Source organism: Dactylosporangium sp. CA-152071 (genome assembly GCF_050936335.1).
Classification (GTDB): domain Bacteria; phylum Actinomycetota; class Actinomycetes; order Mycobacteriales; family Micromonosporaceae; genus Dactylosporangium; species Dactylosporangium maewongense.
Genome location: NZ_JBNJMZ010000002.1, coordinates 4,476,059 through 4,499,921, shown reverse-complemented (window position 1 = coordinate 4,499,921; position 23,863 = coordinate 4,476,059). Strand labels below are relative to the sequence as shown.

Here is a 23,863-nt window from a genome sequence, read left to right as displayed (position 1 = left end):
ACCGCTGCTGGTTCGGCGGTCGTGTAGCCGGTGAAGAGGGTCCGTCAATCGTGTTGGTCGTGGCCGGTGTCAGGTGACGCGTCGAGGGCGATGAGGCGGGCACCTACGTCGTCGGCATCCGGGGAGCCGAGGCGGGTGTGCAGGGCCAGAGCGTGTTCATAGTGGTGCCGGGCGCGGACGAGGTCGCCGAGCAGGTGGTGGGCGCGGCCGGCACCGGTGTGGGCGCGGGCCTGCTGATCGGGGATGACGCTGGTGCTCAGGGCGGTGGTGTGGTGGGTCAGCGCCTCGGCAGGGCGGCCGGCGGCGAGGGCGGCTTCGCCCAGGCCGTTGAGCGCTCGGATCTCGCCGCCGCGCTCACCTGACTCCCGGAAGAGGGTGAGGGCCCGCCTGTGGAGCGCGATGGCCTGGTCAGGCCGGCCGAGGTGGGTCTGGACACTGCCGAGGCCGAACAGCGCCCAGGCTTCCCCGCGCGGGTAGCCGGCCTGCCGGTACAGGACCAGCGCCTGCTCCTGGCGGTCGGCGGCTTCCTGGTAGCGGCCCAACCCCATCTCGGCGAGGCCGAGGTTGTGCAGCGCCATGGCTTCGCCGATGGTGTCAGAGGTCTGTCGGTGCAGGGCCAGTGCCTGCTCGAGGTGGTCGGCAGCGGCCCGATGGCGGCCCAGGTGGTCCTCTGCAACACCGAGGTTGTGCAACGCTATGGCTTCCCCGCGCGGGTAGCCGGCCTGCCGGTACAGGACCAGCGCCTGCTCCTGGCGGTCGGCGGCGGCCTGGTAGAAGCCTCGATGGTCCTCGACGACGCCGAGGTTCGTCAGCACGCGGGCCTGGCCGACCAGGTCGCCGGCCTGCTGGAACAGCACTGACGCCTGGACGAGATGCTCCGTGGCCAGCTCCAGCCGGCCGAGGCGGATGTTAATGCCGCCGAGGCCGAGCTGTGTGTGGGCCTGCCCGGCCAGATCACCGGTCTGCCGGGCGGCGTCGCGGGCGTGTGTGTGGATGGTGAGCGCGTCGATGTAGTGACCGCTCTCGAGGTAGCGGTACAGGGTCATCGACAACTGCACGGCGTGGGCGGGCCAGCCGTGGGTGGCAGTGTGCACGGCAGCGGCCACCAGGCAGGGCCGTTCGGTGTCCAGCCACCGCCGGGCGGTGCCGGGGCCGGCCAGGTCCGGGGTCGGGGTGGTGGCCGGCGCGGCGGTGCCGGGCCGGCTGTGGGCATCGACGAGGCGCAACTGTTGCGTGGCGGCCGCGGCGGTGACCAGGTAGTAGTCGAACAGTCGGGTCGACGCCGAGCGGCGGTCGGCGGCGGCGTCGTGCGCGGTGGTGAGGGTGGTGGCGTAGGCGCGGAGCAGGTCGTGCATGCCGTACCTGGCCGGGCCGGTGGGGTGCACGAGGTGGGCCCGGGCGAGCCGGTCGAGGGCGAGACGGGCCTGCGACAGGCTGGTGTCGGTGAGCGCAGCGGTGGCGTAGGCATCGATGTCGGGGCCGGGGTGCAGCCCCAGCAGCCGGAAGGTGCGGGCGGCGTCGGCCGGTAGGTGGCGCATCGACCAGGAGAACACTGCCGTGACGGCGGCGCGGGAGTCGCCGTCGGCGTCGAGCAGGTCCAGGCGGTGCTGCTGGTCGGCCAGTTCCATGACCAGTTCGGCCAGGGGTGTGGTGGGGCGGGCGACGGCGAGTTCGGCGGCGATCCGTAGCGCCAACGGGAGATGGGCGCATTGGGTGGCGAGGGTGGCGGCGGCGTCGGGGTCGGCGTCGACGCGGTGGCCGATGAGCCGGCGCAGCAGCGTGATCGCGTCGGCCGAGGGGAGCAGGTCGAGGTCGAGGCGGTGGGCGCCGTTGACGGCGACGAGTCCGGCGAGGCTGTCGCGGCTGGTCACCAGGACCATGCAGGAACCGGTTCCGGGTAGCAGGGGCCGGACCTGGTCGACGGTGGCGGCGTTGTCGAGCGCGATGAGCATGCGTCGGCCGGTGAGCTCGGTGCGGTAGCGGGCGGCGCGTTCGTCGAGGTCGGCGGGGATGTCGGTGCCGGGCACCCCGAGGGCGGTGAGGAACCGGGCCAGCACCTCTGCGGGGGTGGCGGGCTGGTCGGGGTCATAGCCGCGCAGGTTGACGTACAGCTGCCCGTCGGGGAACCGGTCGAGGGTCTGGTGTGCCCAGTGCACCGCGAGGGCGGTCTTGCCCACGCCTGCCGTGCCGGCGATCGCGGAGATCACCACCGCGGCCGGCCGGTCATGGTCGTCGAGCACCTTGGTGAGCTGTCGCAGCTGGCCGGTACGGCCGACGAAGCCGGCCACGTCGGCGGGCAGTTGCGCCGGAACGGGTCGTCCATGCGCCGGGGGAGTGCCGGCGACGCTCGTCGGAGCCTTGTCTGCGGGCAGCTGGTCGGTGCCGTCGAGCGCGGACCGGCAGAACCGGTCCCGTTCGTCGCCGGCCAGCTCGAAGGCGTCGGCCAGCAGTCGCACCGTTGCAGGCCGGGCGCGACCGGTCTGGCCGGCTTCGAGGTTACGGATGGCGCGCACGCTCACACCCGTTGTGGCTGCCAGGTCTTCCTGCGTCATACCCAGCCGCCGGCGGTGGGCCCGTACCTGCGCGCTGAACATCCGATCCTTTCCGTACAGGCCCCGGCACCCGCTGGGCCAGGACCGGCGCATCGGCCCTGACCGGTGCCGTGCCCATGATGCCAACGGGCGAAGTTGCCGGTCAACTGCCGCCCATTGACCTGGCGGTCACCACCGCGTCCGGCGATCGTAAGGGACGTTCGGCGAAAAGTGCCGGTACCAGGTATCGGCACTTCGCCAAGGAAGACGCGCGCCAGGGTGATGGCCGGCAAACGGGGGCGGCCCATCACCCTGGGGGGATGCGACGCCGGTTCGACCGGCGCATCCGGTCACGCCACCACCGTCGCCGGGCGGTGCTATGCGGCGGGGGCGAGGTCGTCCAGGTGCACGCCACCGCGTTTCACGTGGGCCGAACGACGCCCAGCCGCCCAGAACCGCCGGCGGTCAGCCGGCGCGGGTGATCCGTAGCGTCAGGATGTCGGTGCGCACCGTGATGTGGCCGTGGAAGAGGGCCAGCTCTTCGGCCGCGTAGCCGATCTGGGTGGCGTTCACCAGCGGGTGCCCGAGCGGCACTCCGAGGCGGTCGACGGCCTCCTCGTCGGCCAGGACCGCGGCGAAGTCGATCTCGGCGCGGCGGACCGGCATGCCGGTGGCGCCGGCCAGGAACTCGAACATGTCGTGGTCGATGCTGAGCAGGCCCGACGGGTCGAGGTCCCGGCCGCCGACGGCGAGCGGGAGGTGGTCGCGGATCCAGGCCGCGGCCACCCCGTCGACGGCGAAGAGGCGGTCGACGCGCCACACCGGGTCACCGGGCGCCAGGCCGAGGACCTTGGCGCAGTCGTCCGGGCAGGCGGTGCGGCTCACCGACGCGTCCTGGAGGGCCGGGCTGTGGCCCGAGGCGGTGATGCGGTCGCGCAGCGCGGTGACGTCGCTGATCGAGACCGGGACCCGCTCGGCCGGCTCCCGGACGAACGTGCCGACACCCCAGGTGCGGGTCAGGAGGCCCTCGGCGGCGAGCTGGCCGAGCACCTCGCGCACGGTGGCGCGGCTGACCGTCAACCGGTCCGCGAGCTCCCGTTCGTTGGGTAGCTTGTCACCGCTCAGGAACTCGCTGCCGATCAACTCGCGCAGCTGCATCTGCGCGGCCTGGAGCGCGGTTTCGCGCCGAGCCATTCAGTCCCACCTCTCCGCCGTCCAGAGTGTAATAGCGCCAGCCGCTACCAGACCTGTTCGAGCACGCGCAGGGTGTTGCCCCCGATGACCTTGGCGATCTCGTCGTCCGAATAGTCGTGTTTGACCAGCCAGCCGACGATGTTGCCGAACGCCTCGCCCGGGTTCTCCAGGCCGGCGACGTACTCCACCCGGGGGTGCGACGGCTTCTTCCCGCTGTCGTGGGCGTAGTTGCCCGCGTACGTGTTGTGCACCCCGACGTGGTCACCGAACATCGTGTCCGGGCCGAACGTGACATGGTCGATGCCGACCAGGTCGACGCAGTACGTGAAGTGGTCCATCACCGACTCGATCGAGTGCTCCAGGTGCTGCTCCGACAGCGTGGTGTGCGGCGCCGCCTCGATGCCGATGACGCCGCCCCGCTCGGCGCACGCGCGGATCACCTCGTCCGGCTTCATCCGTGCGGTGTCCCACACCGACCGTGCGCCGGCGTGAGTGATGAACACCGGCACCCGGCTGGCCTCGATCACGTCCAGGCAGGTCTGGTCGCCGCTGTGCGAGATGTCGATGGCGATGCCGAGCTTGTTCATCCGGTCGACGGCGCGCCGGCCGAAGTGGGTCAGCCCGCCGTCGCGCGGCTCGGAGAGCCCGCCGCCGAGCATGTTCGCCTGGCTGTACGCGACACCGAGCTGCCGGACGCCGAAGCCGTACAGGATGTCGATGCGGTCCAGCTCGTTCTCGATCGGGGTGCAGCACTCCAGCCCGGCGACCAGGGCGAGCCGGCCGTCGCGCTTGGCGGCCCGGATGTCGTCGACCGACGTGGCCAGCCGCACATGGTCCTGCTTGTACAGGTCGCTCATCCGCATCCCGAGCGCGTAGATCAGGTCGTTCCACTTCCAGCCGTTCTCGCTGGTCACGCAGGAAGCGCCGGCCATGAAGTTGTCGAAGACCGCGGTCAGGCCGGAGCGCGCGAGCCCCTCGTACCCGGTCCGCTGGCGCGCGGTGCGGTTGTAGGCGCGCAGCTGCCGCACGTCGGACGGGAGGACCACGGGGTGCTCGTGCAGCGAGATCGCGACGTGCTCGGCGAGGAGCCGGGTCACCCGCTGCCGCTGCGCGTCGGAGAGCCCGAGGTCGTGTTCGGGCACCCGGCCGACCTCCGAGGCCAGGTCGAATTCCCGGTAGTCGAGGTGCGGCTCAAGGTACGAGTAGGACTTGTGGCCCTGGTACCGGGTCGCGGGTTCTTGCAGCACAGCACATTCTCCTTATGCGGCGGACAGCGGATAGTGGCAGGCGACCGATCGCCCGTCGCCGGTCAGCAGCGGCTCGACGTGGGCGCAGGTTTCCGAGGCCTGCCAGCAGCGGGTCCGGAACCGGCAGCCGGACGGCGGGTCGACGGGGCTCGGCGGGTCGCCGGCGAGCAGGATCCGCTGCCGTTCGGCCCGGCCCACGGGCTCCGGCACGGGGACCGCCGACAACAGCGCCTTGGTGTAGGGGTGCTGCGGCGCGTCGTACAGCGGCGCCTCGGGTCCGGTCTCGACCAGCTTGCCGAGGTACATCACGGCCACCCGGTCCGAGATGTGCCGGACCACCGACAGGTCGTGGGCGATGAAGACGTACGCCACGCCGAGCTCGCGCTGCAGCCGCTCCAGCAGGTTGACCACCTGGGCCTGGACCGAAACGTCGAGCGCGGAGACCGGCTCGTCGCAGATGATGACGTCAGGCCGCAGGGCGAGCGCCCGGGCGATGCCGATCCGCTGCCGCTGACCGCCGGAGAACTGGTGCGGATAGCGGTCCAGGTGCAGCGACGGGTCGAGACCGACCAGCTCGAGCAACTCCTTGACCCGGTCCAGCCGACGCCGGCGGTCCACCACGTCCGGGTGGATCTCGAACGGCTGGAGCAGGATGTCGCGCACGGTGCGCCGCGGGTTCAGCGAGGTGTACGGGTCCTGGAGCACGATCTGGATCCGCCGGCGCAGCTCCCGCAGCCGGCGGCCCCGCGCGGTGTGCACGACGGCGTCGCCGAAGCGCACCTCGCCGGACGTCGGGCGTTCCAGCCCGACCAGCATCCGGGCGAGCGTGCTCTTGCCGCAGCCGGACTCGCCGACGACCCCGAGGGTCTCGCCGCGCCGGAGGTCGAAGGACACCCCGTCGACGGCCCTGACCACCCCGCCGGACGTGAAGGGCAGCCGGCCCTTCACCGGGAAGTGCCGGACCAGGTTGTCGACCCGGAGCACCGGGTCATCGGTGGCTGACATGCAGCAGCTCCTCCCGGTGGTGGCAGGCGCTGGCCCGGCCGTGCGGCAACGGCGACAGCGGCGGCAGCGTGGAACGGCAGGTGTCGTCGGCACGCGGGCAGCGCGGGTGGAACGGGCAACCGGCCGGCAGCCGCGCCGGGTTCGGCGGGGCACCGGGGATCGCGTACAGCTCCTCGTCGCGCCGGTCGACCCGGGGCATCGAGGCGAGCAGCCCTTCGGTGTACGGGTGGGCCGGGCCGCCGAAGACCTGCTCCACGGTGGCCCGCTCGACGAGCCGGCCGGCGTACATCACCGCCACGTCGTCGGCGACCTCGGCGACCACGCCCAGGTCGTGCGTGATGAGCAGCAGGGCCATCCCGCTGTCCCGCTGGATCTCGGCGATCAGCCCCATCACCTGGGCCTGCACCGTGACGTCGAGCGCGGTCGTCGGCTCATCGGCGATCAGCACCGCCGGTTCGAGCGCGATGGCCAGCGCGATCATGATGCGCTGCCGCATCCCGCCGGAGAACTGGTGCGGGTAGTCGCGCACCCGATCCCTGGCGGCCGGGATGCGCACCCGGTCGACCAGCTCGACCGCGCGCCGCCGGGCGTCCGACCGCGACAGTCCACGCCGGACCCGCAGCAGCTCGCTGAGCTGCTCACCGACCGTATAGACCGGGTTCAGCGCGGCCATGGCGTCCTGGAAGACCATGCCGATCTCCTCGCCGCTGACCTTGTCGCGCTGCTTCGCCGGCAGCGTCAGCAGCTCCCGGCCGCGCAGCCGCACCGATCCGCTGACCTGCGCCGGGGGCGCGTCGAGAATGCCCATGACCGCTTGCGCGGTGACGCTCTTGCCCGAGCCGGACTCGCCGAGGATGGCAAGCGTCCGCCCGGGCTCCAGGGCGAGGGACACGCCGTTGACCGCCCGTACCGGCGCGCTGCCCGGCCCAGGAAAGCTGACCCGCAGGTCCTCGACCTCCAGCAGCGCCATCACACGACTCCGGCCTCGGCCAGGAAGTCCCGGACGGTCCGCTGGAACAGCTCCGGCTCCTCGAGCTGGGGGGAGTGGCCGGACTGCTCGAACACGACCAGCCGGGCGTCGGGGATCAGCTCCGCGATCGTCTCCGACGCGGCCACCGGCGTGCGCCAGTCGTGCCGGCCCACGGTGACCAGGGTCGGGCAGGTGACCGACGGGAGCTTCGGCTTCAGGTCGTACCGCGGCATGTTCTGCCCGAACGCCGCGTTGTGCGTCCGGTAGTGGAACCGGGTCGCGGCCAGTTTGGCGGCGTCCTTCGCCGGGTCGTGCTGGTGGTCGTAGAGCGGCAGGATCGCCTTCCAGTACTCGCGCAGCTGCTCGTTGCTCTCGAACCGGCCGGTGCCGATGCGGTCGATCGCCCACTGTGGAATGACGGTCCGGTCGGTGGACTTCGCCCGCTCGACGGCGAGATGGTCGTGCGCGGTGTCGGCCGCGGTGTCCCGCAGTACGAGCGCCGAGACCCGGTCGGGGTGGGCGACGGCGTACTCCAGCGCGATGAACCCGCCGTACGATCCGCCGGCCATGACGATCCGCTCGTGGCCGAAGTACGCGCGGATCGCGTCCACGTCGGCGACCCACTGCGCGTGGGTGAACGGCTCGTGGTCGCTGGACTCGCCGGAGCCGCGGGCGTCGAAGACGATGACCCGGAACGTGTCGGCGAACGGGCCGAACGACCGCTTCGGCTCGGACCGGGAGCCCAGGCCCGGCGCGCCGTGGTGCACGATCATCGCCGGCCCGTCCTGCGGGCCGAACGCCTCGACCACCAGCTCGGCGCCGTTGACGGTCAGCCGCTCATGGAAACTCATCGAACCTCCTCGATGACGGTGGACGCCAGGTCGCGGGGGTGGCTGGTGAGCCGGCGCGGTCCGGCCGCCTCGACCAGCACCGTGTCGGAGATGCGGTAGCCGGCGTGCCCCGGCACGTACACGCCGGGCTCACTGGACAGCAGCATCCCGGGGGCCAGGACGGTGGTGTCGCCGTCCTCGACCCACGGCGGCTCGTGGTTCTGCAACCCGATGCCGTGGCCCTGCCGGTGCCGGATGTAGTCGCCGAGACCGTGGCCCCGCAGCACGTCCAGGCAGATCTTGTTGACCTCGGCGCAGGTCCGCCCGGCCACCATCGCCTGGGTGCCGACTTCCTGCGCCTCCCGGTCGGCCTCGTAGTAGCGCTGCTGCTCCGGGGTCGGCTCGCCGATCACGAACGTCCGCTCGCTCTCCACGAACCGGCTCGCCACCGCCGCGCCGAGCGAGAGGATCAGGGTGTCGCCGGGCCGGACCCGCCGCCGCGTCGGCAGGCCGTGCGGCAGCGCCGAGTTCGGCCCGGCGTAGACGAGCCCACCGGCGAGCTTGGTGGTGTAGACGACCATGTCGTAGTCGGCGTACATCCGGTCCGTGCCATAGCCGATGACGTGCCGGGCGATCTCGTCCTCGCGGGGCAGTTCGTCGCCCCGGCGCAGCGCGTCGGCGATCAGCTCCCGGCCCGCGGCCAGCATCTCGTCGCAGATGCGCGCCGCCGCCTCGTGGAACGGGATCTCCTCGGGCCGCTTGCGCAGCCGCAGCCTGGCCACCGCGTCGGTGGTCTCCAGGGTGGTGGTCTCGCCGAGGGCCGTCGACAGCGCGCGGAACGCCCCGACCGACACGCCGGCGCCCACCCCGATCCGGCGCGCCCCGCGGCCGGCCAGCGCCGCGGCGAGCGTCTGCTCGGCGGTGACCACGCCGGGGTACTCGAAGTAGCTGACCGTCTCGACCGTGACCCGCTGCTGGGCGGCGTACTCGTCGTCCAGACGGGGGATCACCAGCAGCGGGTCGCCGGAGCGCGGCATCCACAGGTACACCGGCCGCTCGGTGGCGATGTAGAAGAACCCGCAGAGGTACGCCACGTCGGCGGGGGAGGTGGCGAGGAAGCCGTCGAGGCCGCGTTCGCCGAGCGCCTCGGTCAGCTCGGCGCGGACGGACGAGTAGAAACTGTCGGGCAGGCGCACGGGTCAGCCTCCGTTCCGGCGGGGGTCGCGGATGTCGTTGAAGCGCATGCCGGCCACGGTGGCGGCAAGGACGAGCAGCAGGATCGCCAGCGACGGGAACAGCGTCTGCCACCAGGCGATGGCGACCACGCCGCTGCGCTGGGCGTTGAGCAGGATCCGCCCCCACGACCACGAGTCGGGGTCACCGAGGCCGAGGAAGCTCAGCCCCGCCTCGGAGATGACCGCGCGGGACGCGGTCAGCAGCACGCTCACCACGATCAGCGGGACCACCGCGGGCAGGATCTCGCGGGTGACGATCCGCCAGCCGCTCGCGCCGAGCACCCGCGCGCCGTCGATGTAGGGCATCGCCGAGACGACCAGGCCCTGTGAGCGGATCAGCCGGGCCACCTCGGGCCAGGCGAAGACGCCGATGATCACGGTGAGCGTCCAGACGCTCGGGTTGACGATCGCGGCCAGCATGATCATCAGGGGGAGGGTCGGCAGCGCCAGCATCACGTCGGTGACGACCGTGCCGACGGCGTCGACCGGCCGGAAATGCGCCGAGGCGAGTCCGATCGCGGTGCCGAGCACGATCGCGATGAGTGAGGCGGCCACACCGATCATCAGGCTGGTCCGGGTGCCCCAGACCACCTGGGCGAAGATGTCCTGGCCGAGGTCGTCGGTGCCGAACCAGTGCGCGCCCGAGGGTCCGACGAGCACGTCATTGCCCGTACCGACGGGCTCGTCGGCGATCAGCGGGGCGGCGAGCGCGACCACGACCATCACCGCCAGCACCGTCGCCGCGAGCAGCCCGGAGGGCTGACGCAGGAAGGCGCGCCAGGCCGGCTTGGCGCTGGGGGCCGCTTCCGCCGCCGGCTCCGGCATGAGCGGCGCGCTCACAGCCGGATCCTCGGGTTGAGCACGGCGTAGAGCAGGTCGGTGAGCGTGTTGGCAACCACGACGGTGATCGCGAGCATGATGAACGCTCCTTGCAGGACGGGGTAGTCGCGTTGCCCGACGGCCTCGAAGATGAGCCGGCCGACCCCGGGGTAGGCGAACACGGTCTCGGTGAGCACGGCGCCCCCGACCAGCGTGCCGAGCTGGAGGCCCATCAGGGTCAGCGCGGGCAGGATCGCGTTGCGCAGGGCGTGCTTCCACAGCCGGCGGCGGCCGGAGAGGCCGCGGGCGCGGGCGGCGCGGATGTAGTCCTCGCCGAGGACGTCGACCAGGTTGGTGCGCAGCGTCAGCGCGTACGGGCCGAGTTGCACGAGGACCAGTGAGAGCACCGGCAGCACCAGGTGGTGCGCCAGGCTGAGATAGGCGGCGACGCCCCGGGTGTCGGGGTCGATCGCCCCGCCGATCGGGAACCAGCCGAGCCGGGCGCCGACGAAGACCAGCAGCAGCATGGCCACGCTGGGCACGAAGAGCGCGTGCCCGCCGATGCCGAAGCCCTGCAGCACCTTGTCCGGCCAGCGGTCGCGATGGGCCGCCGCGAACACGCCGATCGGGATGCCGATGGCGATGGTCAGCACGAACGCCGTGCCGGCCAGCAGCAGTGTCCACGGCAGCCGGTCGAGCAGGATCTCGCTCACCGGCTGGATCTGCCGGAACGATATCCCGAAGTTGCCGTGCAGCAGCTCGCGAAGATACGCGACGTACTGCTCGAACAGCGGCTGGTCCAGGCCGTAGGTCTTGAGCAGGGCGGCCCGCATCTCAGGGGTCATGTCGCCCTCGACCATCAGGGTCGTGGGGTCCCCCGGGAGCAACCGGAGCAGGAAAAACGTCGCGGTGATCGCTATCCAGATCGTCAGTACGGCCTTCAGCGCCCGGTTGAGCACGAAGCGTGCCACGGGGGACCCCCTCCTTTCTTACGCTGGCGTCAGCCGGTCAGCCGACCGGCTTGACCTGGGCGAGCGAGTACGCGGTGACCATGCCGAGCAGGTCGGAGGGCGACGCGACGAAGCCCTGGAACTTGCTGGCGTTGTAGGCGAACTGGAAGTTCTCCACGTACAGCGGGGTCAGGTACGCCTGGTCGTGCACGACCTTGTCGATGTTCTTGATCTTCTCGACGAAGGTGGCGTGGTCGGTGGTGCCGGCGGCGTCGTTGATCAGCCGGTCCATCTCGTCCGACTTGAGCAGGTTGTAGTTGATCCCACCCGGGTTGCTGGACAGGTACGTGCTGCGCAGCTGGTCCATCGGGTTGTCGAAGACGCCCCACTGCGACGCGTCGATGTCGTACTTGCCTTCCTTGGTGCGGCTCAGGAAGGTGTTGCGCTCAACGCACTCGTTCTTCAACTTGATGCCGGCCTGCTCGGCGCTCTCCCGGAACAGCTGCACCACCCGGGTCATGTTGGCGTTCGACTGGTCGCAGGCGACGCCGAGCTCCAGCCCGTCGAAGAAGCCGTCGCCGTTGCCGTCCTTGTAGCCCGCCGCGGTGAGCTTGGCCTTCGCCCCCGCCGGGTCGAACGCGTACGGCTGGAGCTGGGTGTTGTCGTACTCGGCGAAGATCGGCGAGATGGGGCCGGCCATCTGCTGCGCGTCGCCCTGCAGCACCGAGGCGATGATGGCCTTGGTGTCGACCGCCATCGACAGCGCCTGCCGGACCTCCTGCTTGGCCAGGTCCTTGTTGTTCATGTTGTACGTCAGGTGGGCGAAGCCGAGCGCGCCGACCTTGGTCAGCTTGATCTTCGAGTCGCCCTGGAAGGTCTTCGCCGCGGACGTCGGCACCGGGGTGCCCATCAGGTCGATGTCGCCGTTGCGCAGCGCCAGCATCATCGTGTTGACGTCCGGGTAGATGCGGTACTCGACCTTGCTGACGGCCGCCTTGCCACCGGGCGCGAGCGGGTACTTGTCGTTACGCTTCATCACGTACCGCTGGCTCTTGGTGGCGCTCTCCAGCACGAACGGCCCGGCGCCGACCCAGTTGGAGTCGTTGGGGAACTTCGACAGGTCGCCGGCGGACTCGAAGACGTGCTTGGGCACGACCGACATCCAGAAGCCGACACCCTCGGCGAACGGCGCGTACGCCTGCGAGAGGTGGAACTTCACCGTCGTCGCGTCCGGCGCCTCGACCGAGGTGACCCAGGTGAGCTTGGCGGCGACGTTGCCGAGCTTGTACTTCATGATCGACTCGGCGCTGAACTTGACGTCGTCGGCGACCACCGGCTTGCCGTCGGTCCACACGAAGTCGTCGCGCAGCTTGAACACCGCGGTCTTGCCGCCGTCCTCGTAGCTGTAGTCCTTCGCCAGCTCCGGCGCCTTCTTCGCGTTCTCGTCGATCCGCAGCAGGTGCGGGTACATCGCGTTGAGAATCCAGGAGTCGGTCTTGCTCAGCGACTGCAGCGGGTTGAAGTTGGAGACGTCGGTCGTGGTGCCGATCCGCAGCACCGCGTCGCCGCCGCTGCTGCCCTTCGACGAGTCGTTGTCCTCGTTGAGCCCGCAGCCGGACAGGGTCAGGGCGACCGCCGTGCCGAGCGCGACGGCGGCCTTGCTCAGGTTCCTCACCAAACCTCCTGAAGTACGCGAATGATGTTGCCGCCGATGACCTTGGCGATCTCGTCATCGGAGTAGTCGTGCTGGACCAGCCAGCCGACGATGTTGCTGAAGCACTCGGCCGGGTTCTCGAGCCCGGAGACGTACGGCACGCGCGGGTGGTCGACCGCGCCGTGCGCCCGGCCGATCGCCAGGTGCCCGACAAAGCTGTCGTGCAGGCCGACGTGGTCGCCGAAGTTGGTGTCCGGTCCGAACGCCACGTGGTCGATGCCGACCAGCTCGACGCAGTGGGTGAAGTGGTCCATCACCGACTCGATCGAGTGGTGCGGGTGCTTCGCGGACAGGGTGGTGTGCGGGGCGGCCTCGATGCCGATCACGCCGCCGCGCTCGGCGCAGGCGCGGATCACGTCGTCCGGCTTCATCCGGGGCGTGTCCCAGACCGTGCGCGAGCCGGCGTGGGTGATGAAGACCGGCACCCGGCTGGCCTCGATCACGTCGCGGGACGTCTGGTCGCCGGAGTGCGAGATGTCGATGGCGATGCCGAGCTTGTTCATCCGGTCGACGGCGCGGCGGCCGAAGTGGGTGAGGCCGCCGTCGCGGTCCTCGGAGAGCCCGCTGCCGAGCATGTTGGCCTGGCTGTAGGCGATGCCCATCTGGCGCACGCCGAAGCCGTACAGGATGTCGATCCGGTCCAGCTCGTTCTCGATCATCGTGGCCGCCTCCAGCCCCGCCACCAGGGCGAGCCGGCCGTCGCGCTTGGCCGCGAAGATCTCGTCGAGGGTGGTCGCCACCACCACGTAGTCCTGCTTGGCGACATCGGCGAAGCGCAGCCCGATGTCATAGATGACGTCGTCCCACTTCCAGGCGTGCTCGCTGGTGACACAGCCGGTGCCGTTCATGAAGTTGTCGAAGACGGCGGTGAGGCCGGACCGCGCGAGCCCTTCGAACCCGAAGGAGTTGCGTCCCGTGCGGTTGTAGTCCCGCAGTTGCGTGACGTCGGCAGGAAGGATCTTGGGGTGCTCGTGCAGCGAGATCGCGGCGTGCTCGCTGAGCAGCCGGGCGACCCGTTCCCGCTGGCTGTCGGAGAGCCCGAGGTCGTGCTCGGGCACCCGGCCCAGCTGCGGGGCCAGTTCGAACACCTTGAAGTCGGTATGGGGGGCCAGGTAGTCGAACGACTTGTACCCCTCGTACCGGGCGGCGGGTTCCTGCACGCGTCCACCTCACGTCGGCATGGTTTGAAGGCCGGAGGACAGAGGTCTGACCTCCGGCCACTGGCACTGTACGTGCGGCGGCACGCGCCGGGAAAGCCGTCGTGACCGGACTGTTACGTGTTACAGCAGGATTTCGGCACCACCACCACCACCACCACCACCGCTGCCGTTCCGCGGCCATGACACCCGTCGTGGCGCAGTCGCAGCTGTTTCTGCCGCCCGGTCGGCTTTCGGTCGACGTCGGCGACTACTGGTCGCTGGTGGCCGAGGCCCGGGCGAGCAGGAAGGCCGATGCGTACGCCGCCGCGATCGCCGTGTACCGGCAGGGGCTGCTGCCCGAGGATCTGTACGAGGAGTGGGCGGCGGCGCCGCGTGAGGAGCTGCACGCCGACTTCCTCGCCCTGGTCGGGGAGTACGCCGGGCTGCTGGAGGCCGGCGGTGACCTGGTCGAGGCGGCCCGCGCCGTGCAGCGGCTGGTGGCCGCCGACCAGCTCGGCGAGGCGAACCACGCGTGGCTGATGCGGCTGTACGCGTTGGCCGGGCGACGCGACGAGGCGCAGCGGCAGTACGCGCGGCTGTGCGAGGTGCTTCAGGAGGAGCTGGGGGTGGGACCGGCCGCGGAGACCCAGCGCCTCTACGAGGAGATCCGCGCCGAGCAGGTGAGCGAGCCGGCGCTGACCACCGACCTGTGGGAGCGCGTCGGCGACCTGCGGGTGCAGTCGGGGAACCCGTCCGCGGCGGTGCAGGCCTACGCGCAGGCGCTGGCCGCGGCGCCGTCGGGTCGGGTGCACCGCAAGGCCGCGGGCGCGTGGCTGATGCAGCACCGGCCCGACGAGGCGGAGCCGCACCTGGCGGCCGCGGACGGGTTCGGTCCCGGCCCGGCCGAGCGGGGCCGGCTGAGCTGTCTGCGCGCCCAGCTGGCGTGGGAACGCGGCGACCTCGCGGCCGCCGGCCGGCACGCGGAGGAGGCGCACACGGCGGCGCTGGCGCACGGCGACGAGGACGACGTGGCCGCGGCGTTGGAGGCGCTGGCGTTCGTCTCGCACCTGCGTGGCGACTGGCGTCCCGGCCTGCAGCATCAGATCGAGCGGCTGACCGGTTCGGCGCTCGGCCAGCGGGTGGCCCGGTTCTGCGACTTCAACCACTGCCTCAGCCAGTACCAGCTGTACGGTGACGACTCGACCCGCGACGTGGACGAGTACGCCCGGGAGACGCTGGCGCTCGCCGAACGCCTGGACGCCGTGCCCGCCCAGGCGTTCGCCTGGTGCCTGCTCGGCGAGTCGCTGCTGCTGCGGGCGCGGTGGGACGAGGCCGCCGCCTGTCTGGAGCGCAGCTGCGACCTGTACGAGCCGCTCGGCAGCCGCACGGTCGCGCTGCCCTGGCTGCGCCGAGCCGAGCTGGCGGCGTGCGTCGGAGAGCACGCCGAGGCGACCGTGTTCCTCAAGCGGGCGACGACGATCGCGACCGTGACCCCGATGGCCCGGCACGCGTGGGCGCGGCTGCACGCCACGGCCGCGTTCGCGGCGGTGGAGCGCGGCGAGCCCGAGGCGGCGGTCCGCTCGGTGCGTTCGGCGCGGTCCGCGGCGGCCAGGTACGGCGAGTGCCCGACCTGCAGCGCGCTGCTGAACCCGGTCGGCGCGCAGGCCCACGTCCAGGCGGGCGCGCCGGAGGGAGCGGCGGAGCTGGCCGCGGCGGCCGCCCGGTTCGCGGGTGCGTTCGCCAGTTCCGGCTGGGCCGCGATGGCCGACCTGGCGGCGTCCTACGCGGCGGTCGCGGCCGGCGACCCGGCCCTGGCCCGGGAGCGGCGGCAGGCCGCGGTGGCCGGCTTCACCCGGGCCGATCACCCGTTCTGGGTCGATCGCACCCGCGCTGAGCAGGCCTTCCAATAAGGTAACGCCCAGGGAACGCCGCCTTCCTACTGTTCTCCTCAACGCCCGGCCACGCCGGCCGGGCGAGGATGAAGGAGCTGGGGGCCGGACGGCGCCCTGTTCGGGTTCGTGTTTCCGCAGGCGGCGCGGAACTCACCCCTCGGCGTGACGGTTCTCCAGTCGCCTGTCGTGGACCACCAGGTGATCTTCGGCATCTCCGGCGGTTGCTGGGACGTCCGGCATGGAAGGCAACGCGTGCTGTTCTGACGGTGTGTGGACGGGACCACGTGTGCTGTCGCCGGTCGCCGCTGCGGCCAGCACCGCGAGGATCGTGCCGCCGGCCAGCACCGCCAGCAGCGGCGGCAGCGCGCCGACCGGTGGCTGCCAGACGCCCGTGAACGGGTCGAGGCGCGCGCCCGGGCCGGACCGGAAACGCGTCATCACGAACGCCAGCAGGTACACGTGCAGGGCTGCGGCTGTGAAGGTCAGGACGGTGCAGTAGGGGCGTAGCCGGTGCTGCGAGGCGAGGCGGCGTTCGAATTGCGGGGCGCAGGCGGCGCACAGCACCACGCCGGTGGCTGCCGGCATCGCGTACCGGCCTTGCGCGAACCAGCCGATGATCGGTAGATAGTGCAGTTCCAGGGTGAGGAGCAGGCCGAGGCAGGCGGCGCCGAGTGCGGTGGCGACGAGGGTGAGACGGCGGCCGCCGTGGATCAGGCTCGGCACCACCACGGCGCCCAGCAGCAGGTACCACGCCGCGATGGCCACCAGTGGTGGCTTGGTCTCGCCGTAGTCGAACTGGCCGACGGCCTGCCTGAGATAGAACGGGATGCGCCGGGTGGCCAGGACCTGCGCGAGCTCCGGCGGGGCGAGGTGCTGGGCGTCGCGGACGACCGCGGCGACGCCGGCCACGTCGGAGTACGCCATCCAGCCGAGCGAGCCGGCCAGACCGAGCGACCACGAGCCGGCAACGATCCAGCGCGTCTCGCGGCGCCGCCACAGCTGGGCGATGCGGCCGGGGCGGGCCAGTGCCACGCATGCCGTCACGATGAGCGTCAGCAGCGCGGGCCCGAGTTGGCGGACGGTGAGCAGCGCCAGCGAACCGACCCCGACCAGCACGAGCAGGCGGCGCACGGCGCGGTCGTCGAGCAGTGCGTCGGGCGCGCGCAGCAGGGCGAGCAGCCCGCAGCAGACGGCAACGCCCGCGGCGATCTCGAGGCCGTTCGGGTTGACCGAGCCGGCCAGGTTCGCCGCCATCGGCGTCGCGGTGAGCACGACACCGAGCGCGAGCAGCCGGCTGCCGAGCCGCAGCGCGGCACCGGCCGCTGCGGCCAGGAGCGCGGCCGCGGCCAGCGCTGAGATGAGCCGGGCGAGCAGGATGCCGGTCCGGTCGGGCGCGATCACCAGCGGCGCACCGACGAGCAGGTAGTAGACCGGGCTGTACCTGGCCGCCCCGCTCGGGGTGAGGACGCGGGCCCGGTCGGTGGTCCAGCGCTGGCAGTCGGCCGGGCGTGCCGGGCGGGGCGCCCAGGCGCAGTCGACGTTGCTGTTGCTGGGCATCAGGCTCGCCGGCACCAGGAACGCGGGTTTGCGGTCGTCGCGCCGGTCGACGACCGTGCGGTGGGTGGTGAGCTGTCCGGTGGTCACGGCGTACGCACGGGCGATGTGGTCCTTCTCGTCGTACGTGCCGTTGACCGGCAGCGCGAGCGCCCACCCCGCTGCGATCAGGAAGAACGCCGGCAGGTGGAGCCACCACCGCGGCGCGGCCCCCGCGACGCTACTGCGCCGCATGGAGGGCAGGAAGTACCGACATGGGATCCCCGTGAGTGATGGACGCGTGTTGCGATCGGCCCATTCGTACCCGGGCACCGGGTTCGTAGGGGGTGAAAGACGGGGTTGATGTCGCAGGACGCCACGGCCGCCGGTCCACCTGGTCCATAGGTTTCTCCTGTCCGACGTACTCGTGAACAGGAGCCGGCCCGGTGACCTCTTCGGATGAACCGCACCGGTCCGGTGATCCGGTGAACGACCGGCCCGGCGGCGCGCGCGGCCGGGCGATCGTGCCGAGCGACCGGAACCAGCGCGCGTGCGGCCGGGCGATCGTGCCGAGCGACCGGAACCAGCGCGCACGGCTCAAGGCTCCGTCGTGGGCGCGGTGGTGCATCGTGCTCGGCACGACCCTGGTCGTGCTGGCCGGCGCGGTGCTCGTGGCGAAGGAGGCCCTGCTGTCGTACGCGACGCGCGGCGTCGTCGAGCAGAACCTGCTCGGCGACACCGGCAGCTGGGCCCAGCAGCCCGGCCACGCGTCAGTCACAGGGGCGAAGAACATCCTGCTCATCGGTGTCGACGCCCGCCCCGGCCAGGACCCTCGCGAACCCGTACGCTCCGACTCGATCATCATCCTGCACATCCCGGCGACGTATGACGCCGCGTTCATGGTCTCGATTCCTCGGGACACCTGGGTCGAGATCCCGCCGTACGACAACGGGGCCAGGCAGTACCCGGGCGGCGACGACAAGGTCAACGCCGCGTTCGCCCACGGTGGCAACGGCCTCACCGGGCCGGCCGCCCGCAGCCATGCCGTCGAGTTGCTCGCCCTGACGATCAGGAAGCTGTGCGGGGTGACGTTCGACGGTGCGGGGATCGTCGACTTCACCGGCTTCCAGCAGGTCGTCAACGTGCTCGGTGGGGTCGACATGTACGTGGACCAGGAGACCACGTCCGTGAGCATCGGTCACAACAGCACGGGCGGGACCGAGGTCCCGTTCCGGCAGTACACCAGAGACGACGGCGGTCAGGGCCTGGACCCGGTTCCGGGCGTGACCCCGGTGGTCTACCACGTCGGCTACCAGCACCTCGAACCGTGGCAGGCCCTCGACTACGTCCGGCAACGCGAGACCCTGCCCAACGGCGACTACGACCGGCAACGCCACCAGCAACAGTTCATCAAGGCCGTCTTCAAGAAGATGCTCAGCAAGGACGTGCTCACCAACCCGGTGCGGTTCAACAAGGTCATCGAGGGCGCCGGCAAGGCGATCACCATCGACAGCGGTGGCATCGACCTGGCCGACTGGGCGTACGCCATGCGCGGCGTGAGCGGCGACGACGTGGTCACCATCAAGACGAACGAGGGCACGTTCAACCAGTCGCCCGGCAACGGCACCGCCGAAGAGCTCGACCAGACCACCATCAACCTGCTCACCGCCGTCCGCACCGACCGGGTCAAGGGCTTCCTCGCCGCCCACCCTCAACTGGTCGCCGGCGGCTGACCGGCCGGGCGAGAACGACGCGGCCCCCCGCCTGGCGATGGGCGTCGATGAATGGCCAGGCCTTACGCAACACGGAGTTCGCCGGCGATGTCGACCGTGGTTGCCGGCTCCAGCACGCGGTCGAGGCGGATCGGGAGGATCCGCTGGCGGGTGCCTGTGGCATGCCACACGGCGTTGGCGATCGCCGCCGCGGTGCCGGCCGTGCCGATCTCGCCGAGACCGTTGAACCCCGACGGGTCCTGGGGCTCGTAGTCCGGGACGAAGTCGGCCTCGATGTCGGGTACGTCGGCGTGCGCGGCGATGTGGTAGCCGGCGAAGTCGCCGTTGGTCTGTCTGCCGGTCCGTGGGTCCCGCAGGCTCTCCTCGTGCAGGGCCATGGACAGCCCCATGATCATCCCGCCGATCACCTGGCTCCGGGCCAGCAGGGGGTTGATCACCCGGCCCACGGCGAACATGCCGAGCAGTCGGCGTACCCGCACCTCGCCGGTCGCTGTGTCGACGGCGACCTCCGTGAAGACGGCGCTGTAGGTCTGCCGCTCGCGGTCCGGCTGGAAATTGATCATCGCAGTGGTGTCCGCCGTCGCGGTCACCGGCCGTGCCGGGTCGCCCAGGTTGTCCCGGAGTTTCTTGGCGGCTTCGAGGATGGCGAAGGACCAGGACGTCGTTCCGCGGGAGCCGCCCGCGCCCCAAGCCATGCCGAGGTCGCTGTCGCCGATCCGGATCCGGATCTTGTCCGTGCCGACCCCGAGCGCGTCGGCGGCGACCGCGGTCAGCGCGGTACGGGCACCCGTACCGATGTCGCTCGCGCCGATCGACACCGTGAACGTCTCGTCCTTCTCCGCGGTGATCGACGCCGACGACGGGAACACCCCGGCGCCGAACGAGGTCGTGGCCATGCCGCTGCCGATCAGCCACGGGCCCTCGCGCCGCGAGCGGGGACGCCGGTCGCGGGCCGTCCAGCCGAATCGGCGTGCACCCTCCCGCAGGCAGGAAACCAGGCGCCGGCTGCTGAACGGCAGGCCCGACACGGGCGCGACCATGGGCTGGTTGCGCAGGCGCAGGTCCAGCGGGTCCATCTCCAGCCGCTCCGCCACCTCGTCGATCGCCGACTCCAGGGCGAACGAGCCGGGCGTCGCGCCGGGTCCGCGCATCGAGGCCGGTGGCAGGATGTCGAGGGGTACGGCGGTGAGCTGGGTGCGGATCGCCGGTGCCGCGTACAGGATTTTGGCCTGCTCGGTGCACCACTCGATGTACTCGGCGAGCGGGGAGAGGGCGTACGCCGCCCGGTGGTGGATGACGAGAAGGCGGCCGTCGGCGTCGGCACCGACGCGGATCGACTGCTCCGTCGGGGGGCGGGACGCGGTCGCCTCGAAGACCTGTTCCCGGGTCATGGCGATCCGCACCGGACGTCCGAACCGTTCGGCGGCCATCGATGCGAGGATCACCGGCGGGCCGCAGGCGACCTTGCCGCCGAAACCGCCGCCGACATGCTCGGCGCGAATGTGGACCCGCTCACGGTCGATGGACCACAACGCGGCCAGGACCTCGGACACGCTGAACGCTCCCTGGTTGGAGTCCACGGCGTACACGTGCCCGTCCTCCCACCACACGGTTGCGGCATGGGGTTCCAGGGCGCTGTGGCTCTCCTCGGGGGTGCGGTACCGCTCGTCGACCACGACCGCGGCCGCCGCCAGTTCCGCGTCCATGTCGCCGGTGTCCGCCTCCGGGCCGAAGGCGGTCGACGCCGGACGGGCGGCAGGATGCTCCAGGTGGAAGTCCAAGTCGTGCGGCTCGACGTCGCAGGTCACCCGCAGCGCTGCCGCCGCCGCCCGTGCCTGCTCCGGTGTTTCCGCCACCACCAGCGCGATCGGCCGGCCCGCGTACGGGATCACGTCGTCCTGCAGCAGCTGCAGGCTCCCGTCCGGGCCGAAGTAGTTGCCGGCCCGGGGATTGAGGCGGGGCGCGTTGCGGTGGTCGAGCACCCCCAGCACGCCCGGCATGGCCAGGGTGCCGGCGGCGTCGATGTCGCGGATGCGGCCCCGGGAGATGGTGGCGGTCACCATCCAGCCGTGGGCGAGGTCCGGCATCGGTACGTCCGAGGCGTACCGGGCCGCGCCGGTGACCTTGAGCCGGCCCTCGATCCGCGAGCGGGGGGCACCGACAGCGCCGGGAGTGGGGTCTGTGTTCATCGGTCGTTCTCCGTTCCAGCGAGTTCACCGAGCACGGCCCCGATGAGGTTCCGCGCCAACGTCACCTTGTATCCGTTGCCGGGCAACGGCTCCGCGGCGTCCAGCTCCGCCTCGGCGGCGATCCGGAACCGGTCGGTGGTGGGCCGGGTGTGGCGGAGGACGGCCTCCGCGGAGTGGGCGCGCCAGGGCCGTGACGCCACGCCGCCGAGAGCGATGCGGACGTCGCGCACCACGCCGTCACGGATGTCCAGCGCGGCGGCGACGGAGACCGTCGCGAAGGCGTACGACGCGCGCTCGCGGACCTTGCGGTACCGCGACCGAGGGTTCACCGCGGACCCCGGCAGGGCGACTGCGGTGATCAGCGCGCCGGGTGGCAACGCCGTCTCCAGGTCCGGACGCTCACCGACCGGCAGGTAGAACCGTGACAGGGGGATCTCGCCGGCGCCGTCGAGCGTCTCGTAGTGCACGACCGCGTCGAACGCGGCCAGCGCCACCGCCATGTCCGAGGGATGGGTGGCCACACAATGCTCGGAGCGGCCGAGGACGGCGTGGTTGTGGTGGACCCCGGCGAGCGCGGAGCATCCGCTGCCCGGAACCCGTTTGTTGCACGGCTGAGAGAGGTCTGCGAAGTAGCCGCACCGTGTGCGTTGCAACAGGTTCCCGCCCACCGTGGCCATGTTCCGCAACTGGCCGGACGCGCCCGCCAGGATGGCCTGGGTCAGCGCCGGGAACCGGCGTCGCACCTCGGGATGCGCGGCAGCGTCGCTGTTCGTCGTGGTCGCACCGATCACCAGCCCCCCGTCCGGTGCGTCGCGGACACCGTCCAGCTGAAGCTGCCGAATATCCACCAGCCGGGTCGGCGCCTCGACGCCGCCCTTCATCAGATCGACGAGATTCGTGCCCCCGGCCAGATACCGGGCGCCGGCATGCTCCGCCACCGCTGTCAGCGCATCGCGGACCTGAGTCGCGCGCCGGTAAGCGAACTCCTTCACCCTGTCACCCCTTCACGAACGGCCGTCTCGAGCACCGCGCGGACGATCGACGGGTGCGCCCCGCAACGGCACAGGTTGCCGCTCATCCGCTCGCGTACCTCGGCCTCGTCCAGGTCCGGCGCCCGGTCCGGCGAGTCGCCGGCAGTGACGGCGCTAGGCCAGCCGGCCGCGTACTCGGCGAGCATCCCGACCGCCGAGCAGATCTGCCCGGGTGTGCAGAAGCCGCATTGAAAACCGTCCAAACGCAGGAACGCCTCCTGGATCGGCCGCAGTTCGCCCTCGCCGGCCAGCCCTTCGACGGTCGTGATCGCGGCACCGTCGGCGGCGACCGCGAGGGTCAAACAGGAGACCACCCGCCGGCCGTCGCGCAGCACCGTGCAGGCGCCGCACTGCCCGTGGTCGCAGCCCTTCTTCGGACCGGTGACGCCCAGGTCTTCCCGTAACGCATCGAGCAGCGTCCGGCGGTTGTCCACCGACAGCCGGTGCATCACATCGTTGACCCGCAGCGATATGTCGCTGCTCGTGTGATCGGTCATCGTCGTCCTCTCACCAGTCTGAATCGGAAGCAGGAATGACATTCGGAAAAGCCGGACAATGCACTGATGTAATCAGCTGTGCAGGTGAAACGGCTATTTCAATGCTCGCAAATGCTTGCTCGATCCTCTTCGATTTCGATCGTTCCCGCCGGCGCCTCGATCGGCTGCGCGACGGCCCGCGGACTCCGTTCGTGCCGGACGGTCTCGACGATGATCAGAACGGTCAGGATCGTGACCAGGCCGGCGAGCGCGGCAATCGGCGCGAGGACGGCAGCCGCCGGGCAGGCGGCGACGAGCGCGCCGGCCGTCACCAGGCGGGGCGGGTTCCACGCATGGTGCATGAGGCGCTCGAACAGCAGATGCCCGATGAGGTGGAGCGCCGCACCGCCGAAGAGGGACAGCGCGGAGAAGGCCCCCAACGGCCGGCTCTCACCGGCGTGGGCGACCACACCCTCCACGCCGAGCGCGACGAGCACGATGCCGGCGATCAGGGGGAAGTGACCATAGGTGTACGCATCGACGGCCAGGCTGACCCGCGCCCGGCCGCGCACGTCGCCGAGGCGACGTTGAGCCGCGGGCGCCACCACGTCGAAGTACAACCACCAGAGGCAGACGGCGGCGCCGACGCCGAGGACGGCGGCAACCACCAGGGGCACACCGATGGGCTGGTCGGCGGCGCCCACACCGATCGCGACGACCGACTCGCCGAGGACCAGGATGATGAACAAGCCATGTCGTTCGGCGAGGTGCACCGGGCTGTGCAGCCGCCAGTTGCCGTGCCTGGCGGTGAGGTAGATGCCGGCCCAGTCCACCAGCAGGGCGACAGCGAACAGCAGCACCTGGGCCCAGCCGCCGAGCAGCACCCCGCAGAGCAGCAGGGCCGCACCCGCCAGCAGCGGCAGCCAGGTGACCGCAATCTGGTGCCGCAGACCGGCGTCGCCGGTCGCGGCCACGGCGTACACCGTGAGGTGCACCCATCGGACGAGGACGTAGGCGCACACCAGCACCACAGGGCCGTACAGGCCGCCGGGCGTGTCGTGCCAGGCTTCGGGAATGGTCAGGGCGACCACGAACATCGCCGCCATCGCACCGACCATTCCCGCCCGTAGCAGGCCTTTGTCGGCCCGGGAATGGTTGCCCAGCCAGGTGTAGCCGGACCACGTCCCCCACAGCAGGGCGAGGATCAACAATCCCTGCAGGACACCGTACGCGCTGTGCTCGTGCGCCAGAAATCCGGTGATCTGGGTCGTCGCGAAGACGTAGACGAGGTCGAAGAACAGCTCGAACGGCGTCGCGCGATGATCCTGGCCGACCGGGCGTACGGCGGGGAGGGAACGCTGCTTTCCCATGGCCG

18 protein-coding genes are annotated in these 23,863 nt (G+C 71.2%); 2 read left to right on the top strand and 16 right to left on the bottom strand.

Annotation, left to right across the window (positions count from 1 at the left end):
* Window positions 1–44 precede the first annotated feature (44 nt).
* The 11 genes from ACQEVZ_RS59835 to ACQEVZ_RS59785 form a co-directional block, all read right to left on the bottom strand.
* Window positions 45–2,594 (bottom strand): ATP-binding protein, encoded by a 2,550-nt coding sequence (locus tag ACQEVZ_RS59835; RefSeq protein WP_433385972.1) that lies wholly within the window; start codon window positions 2,592–2,594, stop codon window positions 45–47.
* Between the two features lie 402 nt (window positions 2,595–2,996).
* Window positions 2,997–3,725 carry a GntR family transcriptional regulator gene (locus tag ACQEVZ_RS59830; RefSeq protein ID WP_433385969.1) on the bottom strand — a complete coding sequence of 243 codons (729 nt, stop codon included), beginning with the start codon at window positions 3,723–3,725 and terminating at the stop codon, window positions 2,997–2,999.
* Between the two features lie 44 nt (window positions 3,726–3,769).
* Window positions 3,770–4,972, bottom strand: coding sequence for a dipeptidase (locus tag ACQEVZ_RS59825; protein ID WP_354903911.1), 1,203 nt, complete (start codon window positions 4,970–4,972; stop codon window positions 3,770–3,772).
* A gap of 12 nt (window positions 4,973–4,984) precedes the next feature.
* Window positions 4,985–5,977, bottom strand: coding sequence for an ABC transporter ATP-binding protein (locus ACQEVZ_RS59820; protein WP_354903910.1), 993 nt, complete (start codon window positions 5,975–5,977; stop codon window positions 4,985–4,987).
* Complete coding sequence (locus ACQEVZ_RS59815) at window positions 5,961–6,947, bottom strand: ABC transporter ATP-binding protein (RefSeq protein WP_433385964.1); 987 nt, start codon at window positions 6,945–6,947, stop codon at window positions 5,961–5,963. Before ACQEVZ_RS59815 ends, ACQEVZ_RS59820 begins: the two co-directional genes overlap by 17 nt.
* Window positions 6,947–7,798: an alpha/beta fold hydrolase gene (locus ACQEVZ_RS59810; protein WP_344508875.1), complete on the bottom strand. Its 852-nt coding sequence runs from the start codon at window positions 7,796–7,798 to the stop codon at window positions 6,947–6,949. Before ACQEVZ_RS59810 ends, ACQEVZ_RS59815 begins: the two co-directional genes overlap by 1 nt.
* On the bottom strand, window positions 7,795–8,973 hold the full coding sequence (locus ACQEVZ_RS59805) for a M24 family metallopeptidase (RefSeq protein ID WP_344508873.1): 1,179 nt from the start codon (window positions 8,971–8,973) through the stop codon (window positions 7,795–7,797). The genes ACQEVZ_RS59810 and ACQEVZ_RS59805 overlap by 4 nt, the downstream gene beginning before the upstream one ends.
* A gap of 3 nt (window positions 8,974–8,976) precedes the next feature.
* Window positions 8,977–9,852, bottom strand: a complete 876-nt coding sequence (locus ACQEVZ_RS59800) for an ABC transporter permease (protein ID WP_344508871.1) — start codon at window positions 9,850–9,852, stop codon at window positions 8,977–8,979.
* Window positions 9,849–10,802, bottom strand: coding sequence for an ABC transporter permease (locus ACQEVZ_RS59795; RefSeq protein ID WP_433385959.1), 954 nt, complete (start codon window positions 10,800–10,802; stop codon window positions 9,849–9,851). Before ACQEVZ_RS59795 ends, ACQEVZ_RS59800 begins: the two co-directional genes overlap by 4 nt.
* A gap of 37 nt (window positions 10,803–10,839) precedes the next feature.
* The gene (locus ACQEVZ_RS59790) at window positions 10,840–12,456 is read right to left on the bottom strand and encodes an ABC transporter substrate-binding protein (protein WP_433385956.1); all 1,617 of its coding nucleotides are present in this window, start codon (window positions 12,454–12,456) and stop codon (window positions 10,840–10,842) included.
* Window positions 12,453–13,655, bottom strand: coding sequence for a dipeptidase (locus tag ACQEVZ_RS59785; protein ID WP_433385953.1), 1,203 nt, complete (start codon window positions 13,653–13,655; stop codon window positions 12,453–12,455). The genes ACQEVZ_RS59790 and ACQEVZ_RS59785 overlap by 4 nt, the downstream gene beginning before the upstream one ends.
* A 179-nt stretch (window positions 13,656–13,834) precedes the next feature.
* Here ACQEVZ_RS59785 and ACQEVZ_RS59780 point away from each other — a divergent pair, with 179 nt between their 5' ends.
* Window positions 13,835–15,544 (top strand): BTAD domain-containing putative transcriptional regulator, encoded by a 1,710-nt coding sequence (locus tag ACQEVZ_RS59780; RefSeq protein ID WP_433385950.1) that lies wholly within the window; start codon window positions 13,835–13,837, stop codon window positions 15,542–15,544.
* Between the two features lie 132 nt (window positions 15,545–15,676).
* On the opposite strand, the gene ACQEVZ_RS59775 is transcribed toward ACQEVZ_RS59780, so the two are convergent.
* Window positions 15,677–17,314, bottom strand: coding sequence for a DUF2142 domain-containing protein (locus tag ACQEVZ_RS59775; protein ID WP_433385947.1), 1,638 nt, complete (start codon window positions 17,312–17,314; stop codon window positions 15,677–15,679).
* 230 nt (window positions 17,315–17,544) lie between these two features.
* Here ACQEVZ_RS59775 and ACQEVZ_RS59770 point away from each other — a divergent pair, with 230 nt between their 5' ends.
* On the top strand, window positions 17,545–18,792 hold the full coding sequence (locus ACQEVZ_RS59770; protein ID WP_433385944.1) for an LCP family protein: 1,248 nt from the start codon (window positions 17,545–17,547) through the stop codon (window positions 18,790–18,792).
* Window positions 18,793–18,854: 62 nt separating this feature from the next.
* On the opposite strand, the gene ACQEVZ_RS59765 is transcribed toward ACQEVZ_RS59770, so the two are convergent.
* The 4 genes from ACQEVZ_RS59765 to ACQEVZ_RS59750 form a co-directional block, all read right to left on the bottom strand.
* Window positions 18,855–20,981 carry a xanthine dehydrogenase family protein molybdopterin-binding subunit gene (locus tag ACQEVZ_RS59765; protein WP_354903900.1) on the bottom strand — a complete coding sequence of 709 codons (2,127 nt, stop codon included), beginning with the start codon at window positions 20,979–20,981 and terminating at the stop codon, window positions 18,855–18,857.
* Window positions 20,978–21,973, bottom strand: a complete 996-nt coding sequence (locus tag ACQEVZ_RS59760) for an FAD binding domain-containing protein (RefSeq protein WP_433385941.1) — start codon at window positions 21,971–21,973, stop codon at window positions 20,978–20,980. The genes ACQEVZ_RS59765 and ACQEVZ_RS59760 overlap by 4 nt, the downstream gene beginning before the upstream one ends.
* Window positions 21,970–22,509 (bottom strand): (2Fe-2S)-binding protein, encoded by a 540-nt coding sequence (locus tag ACQEVZ_RS59755; RefSeq protein WP_425552371.1) that lies wholly within the window; start codon window positions 22,507–22,509, stop codon window positions 21,970–21,972. The genes ACQEVZ_RS59760 and ACQEVZ_RS59755 overlap by 4 nt, the downstream gene beginning before the upstream one ends.
* A 98-nt stretch (window positions 22,510–22,607) precedes the next feature.
* On the bottom strand, window positions 22,608–23,858 hold the full coding sequence (locus ACQEVZ_RS59750) for a low temperature requirement protein A (protein ID WP_433385938.1): 1,251 nt from the start codon (window positions 23,856–23,858) through the stop codon (window positions 22,608–22,610).
* Between the last annotated feature and the right edge of the window lie 5 nt (window positions 23,859–23,863).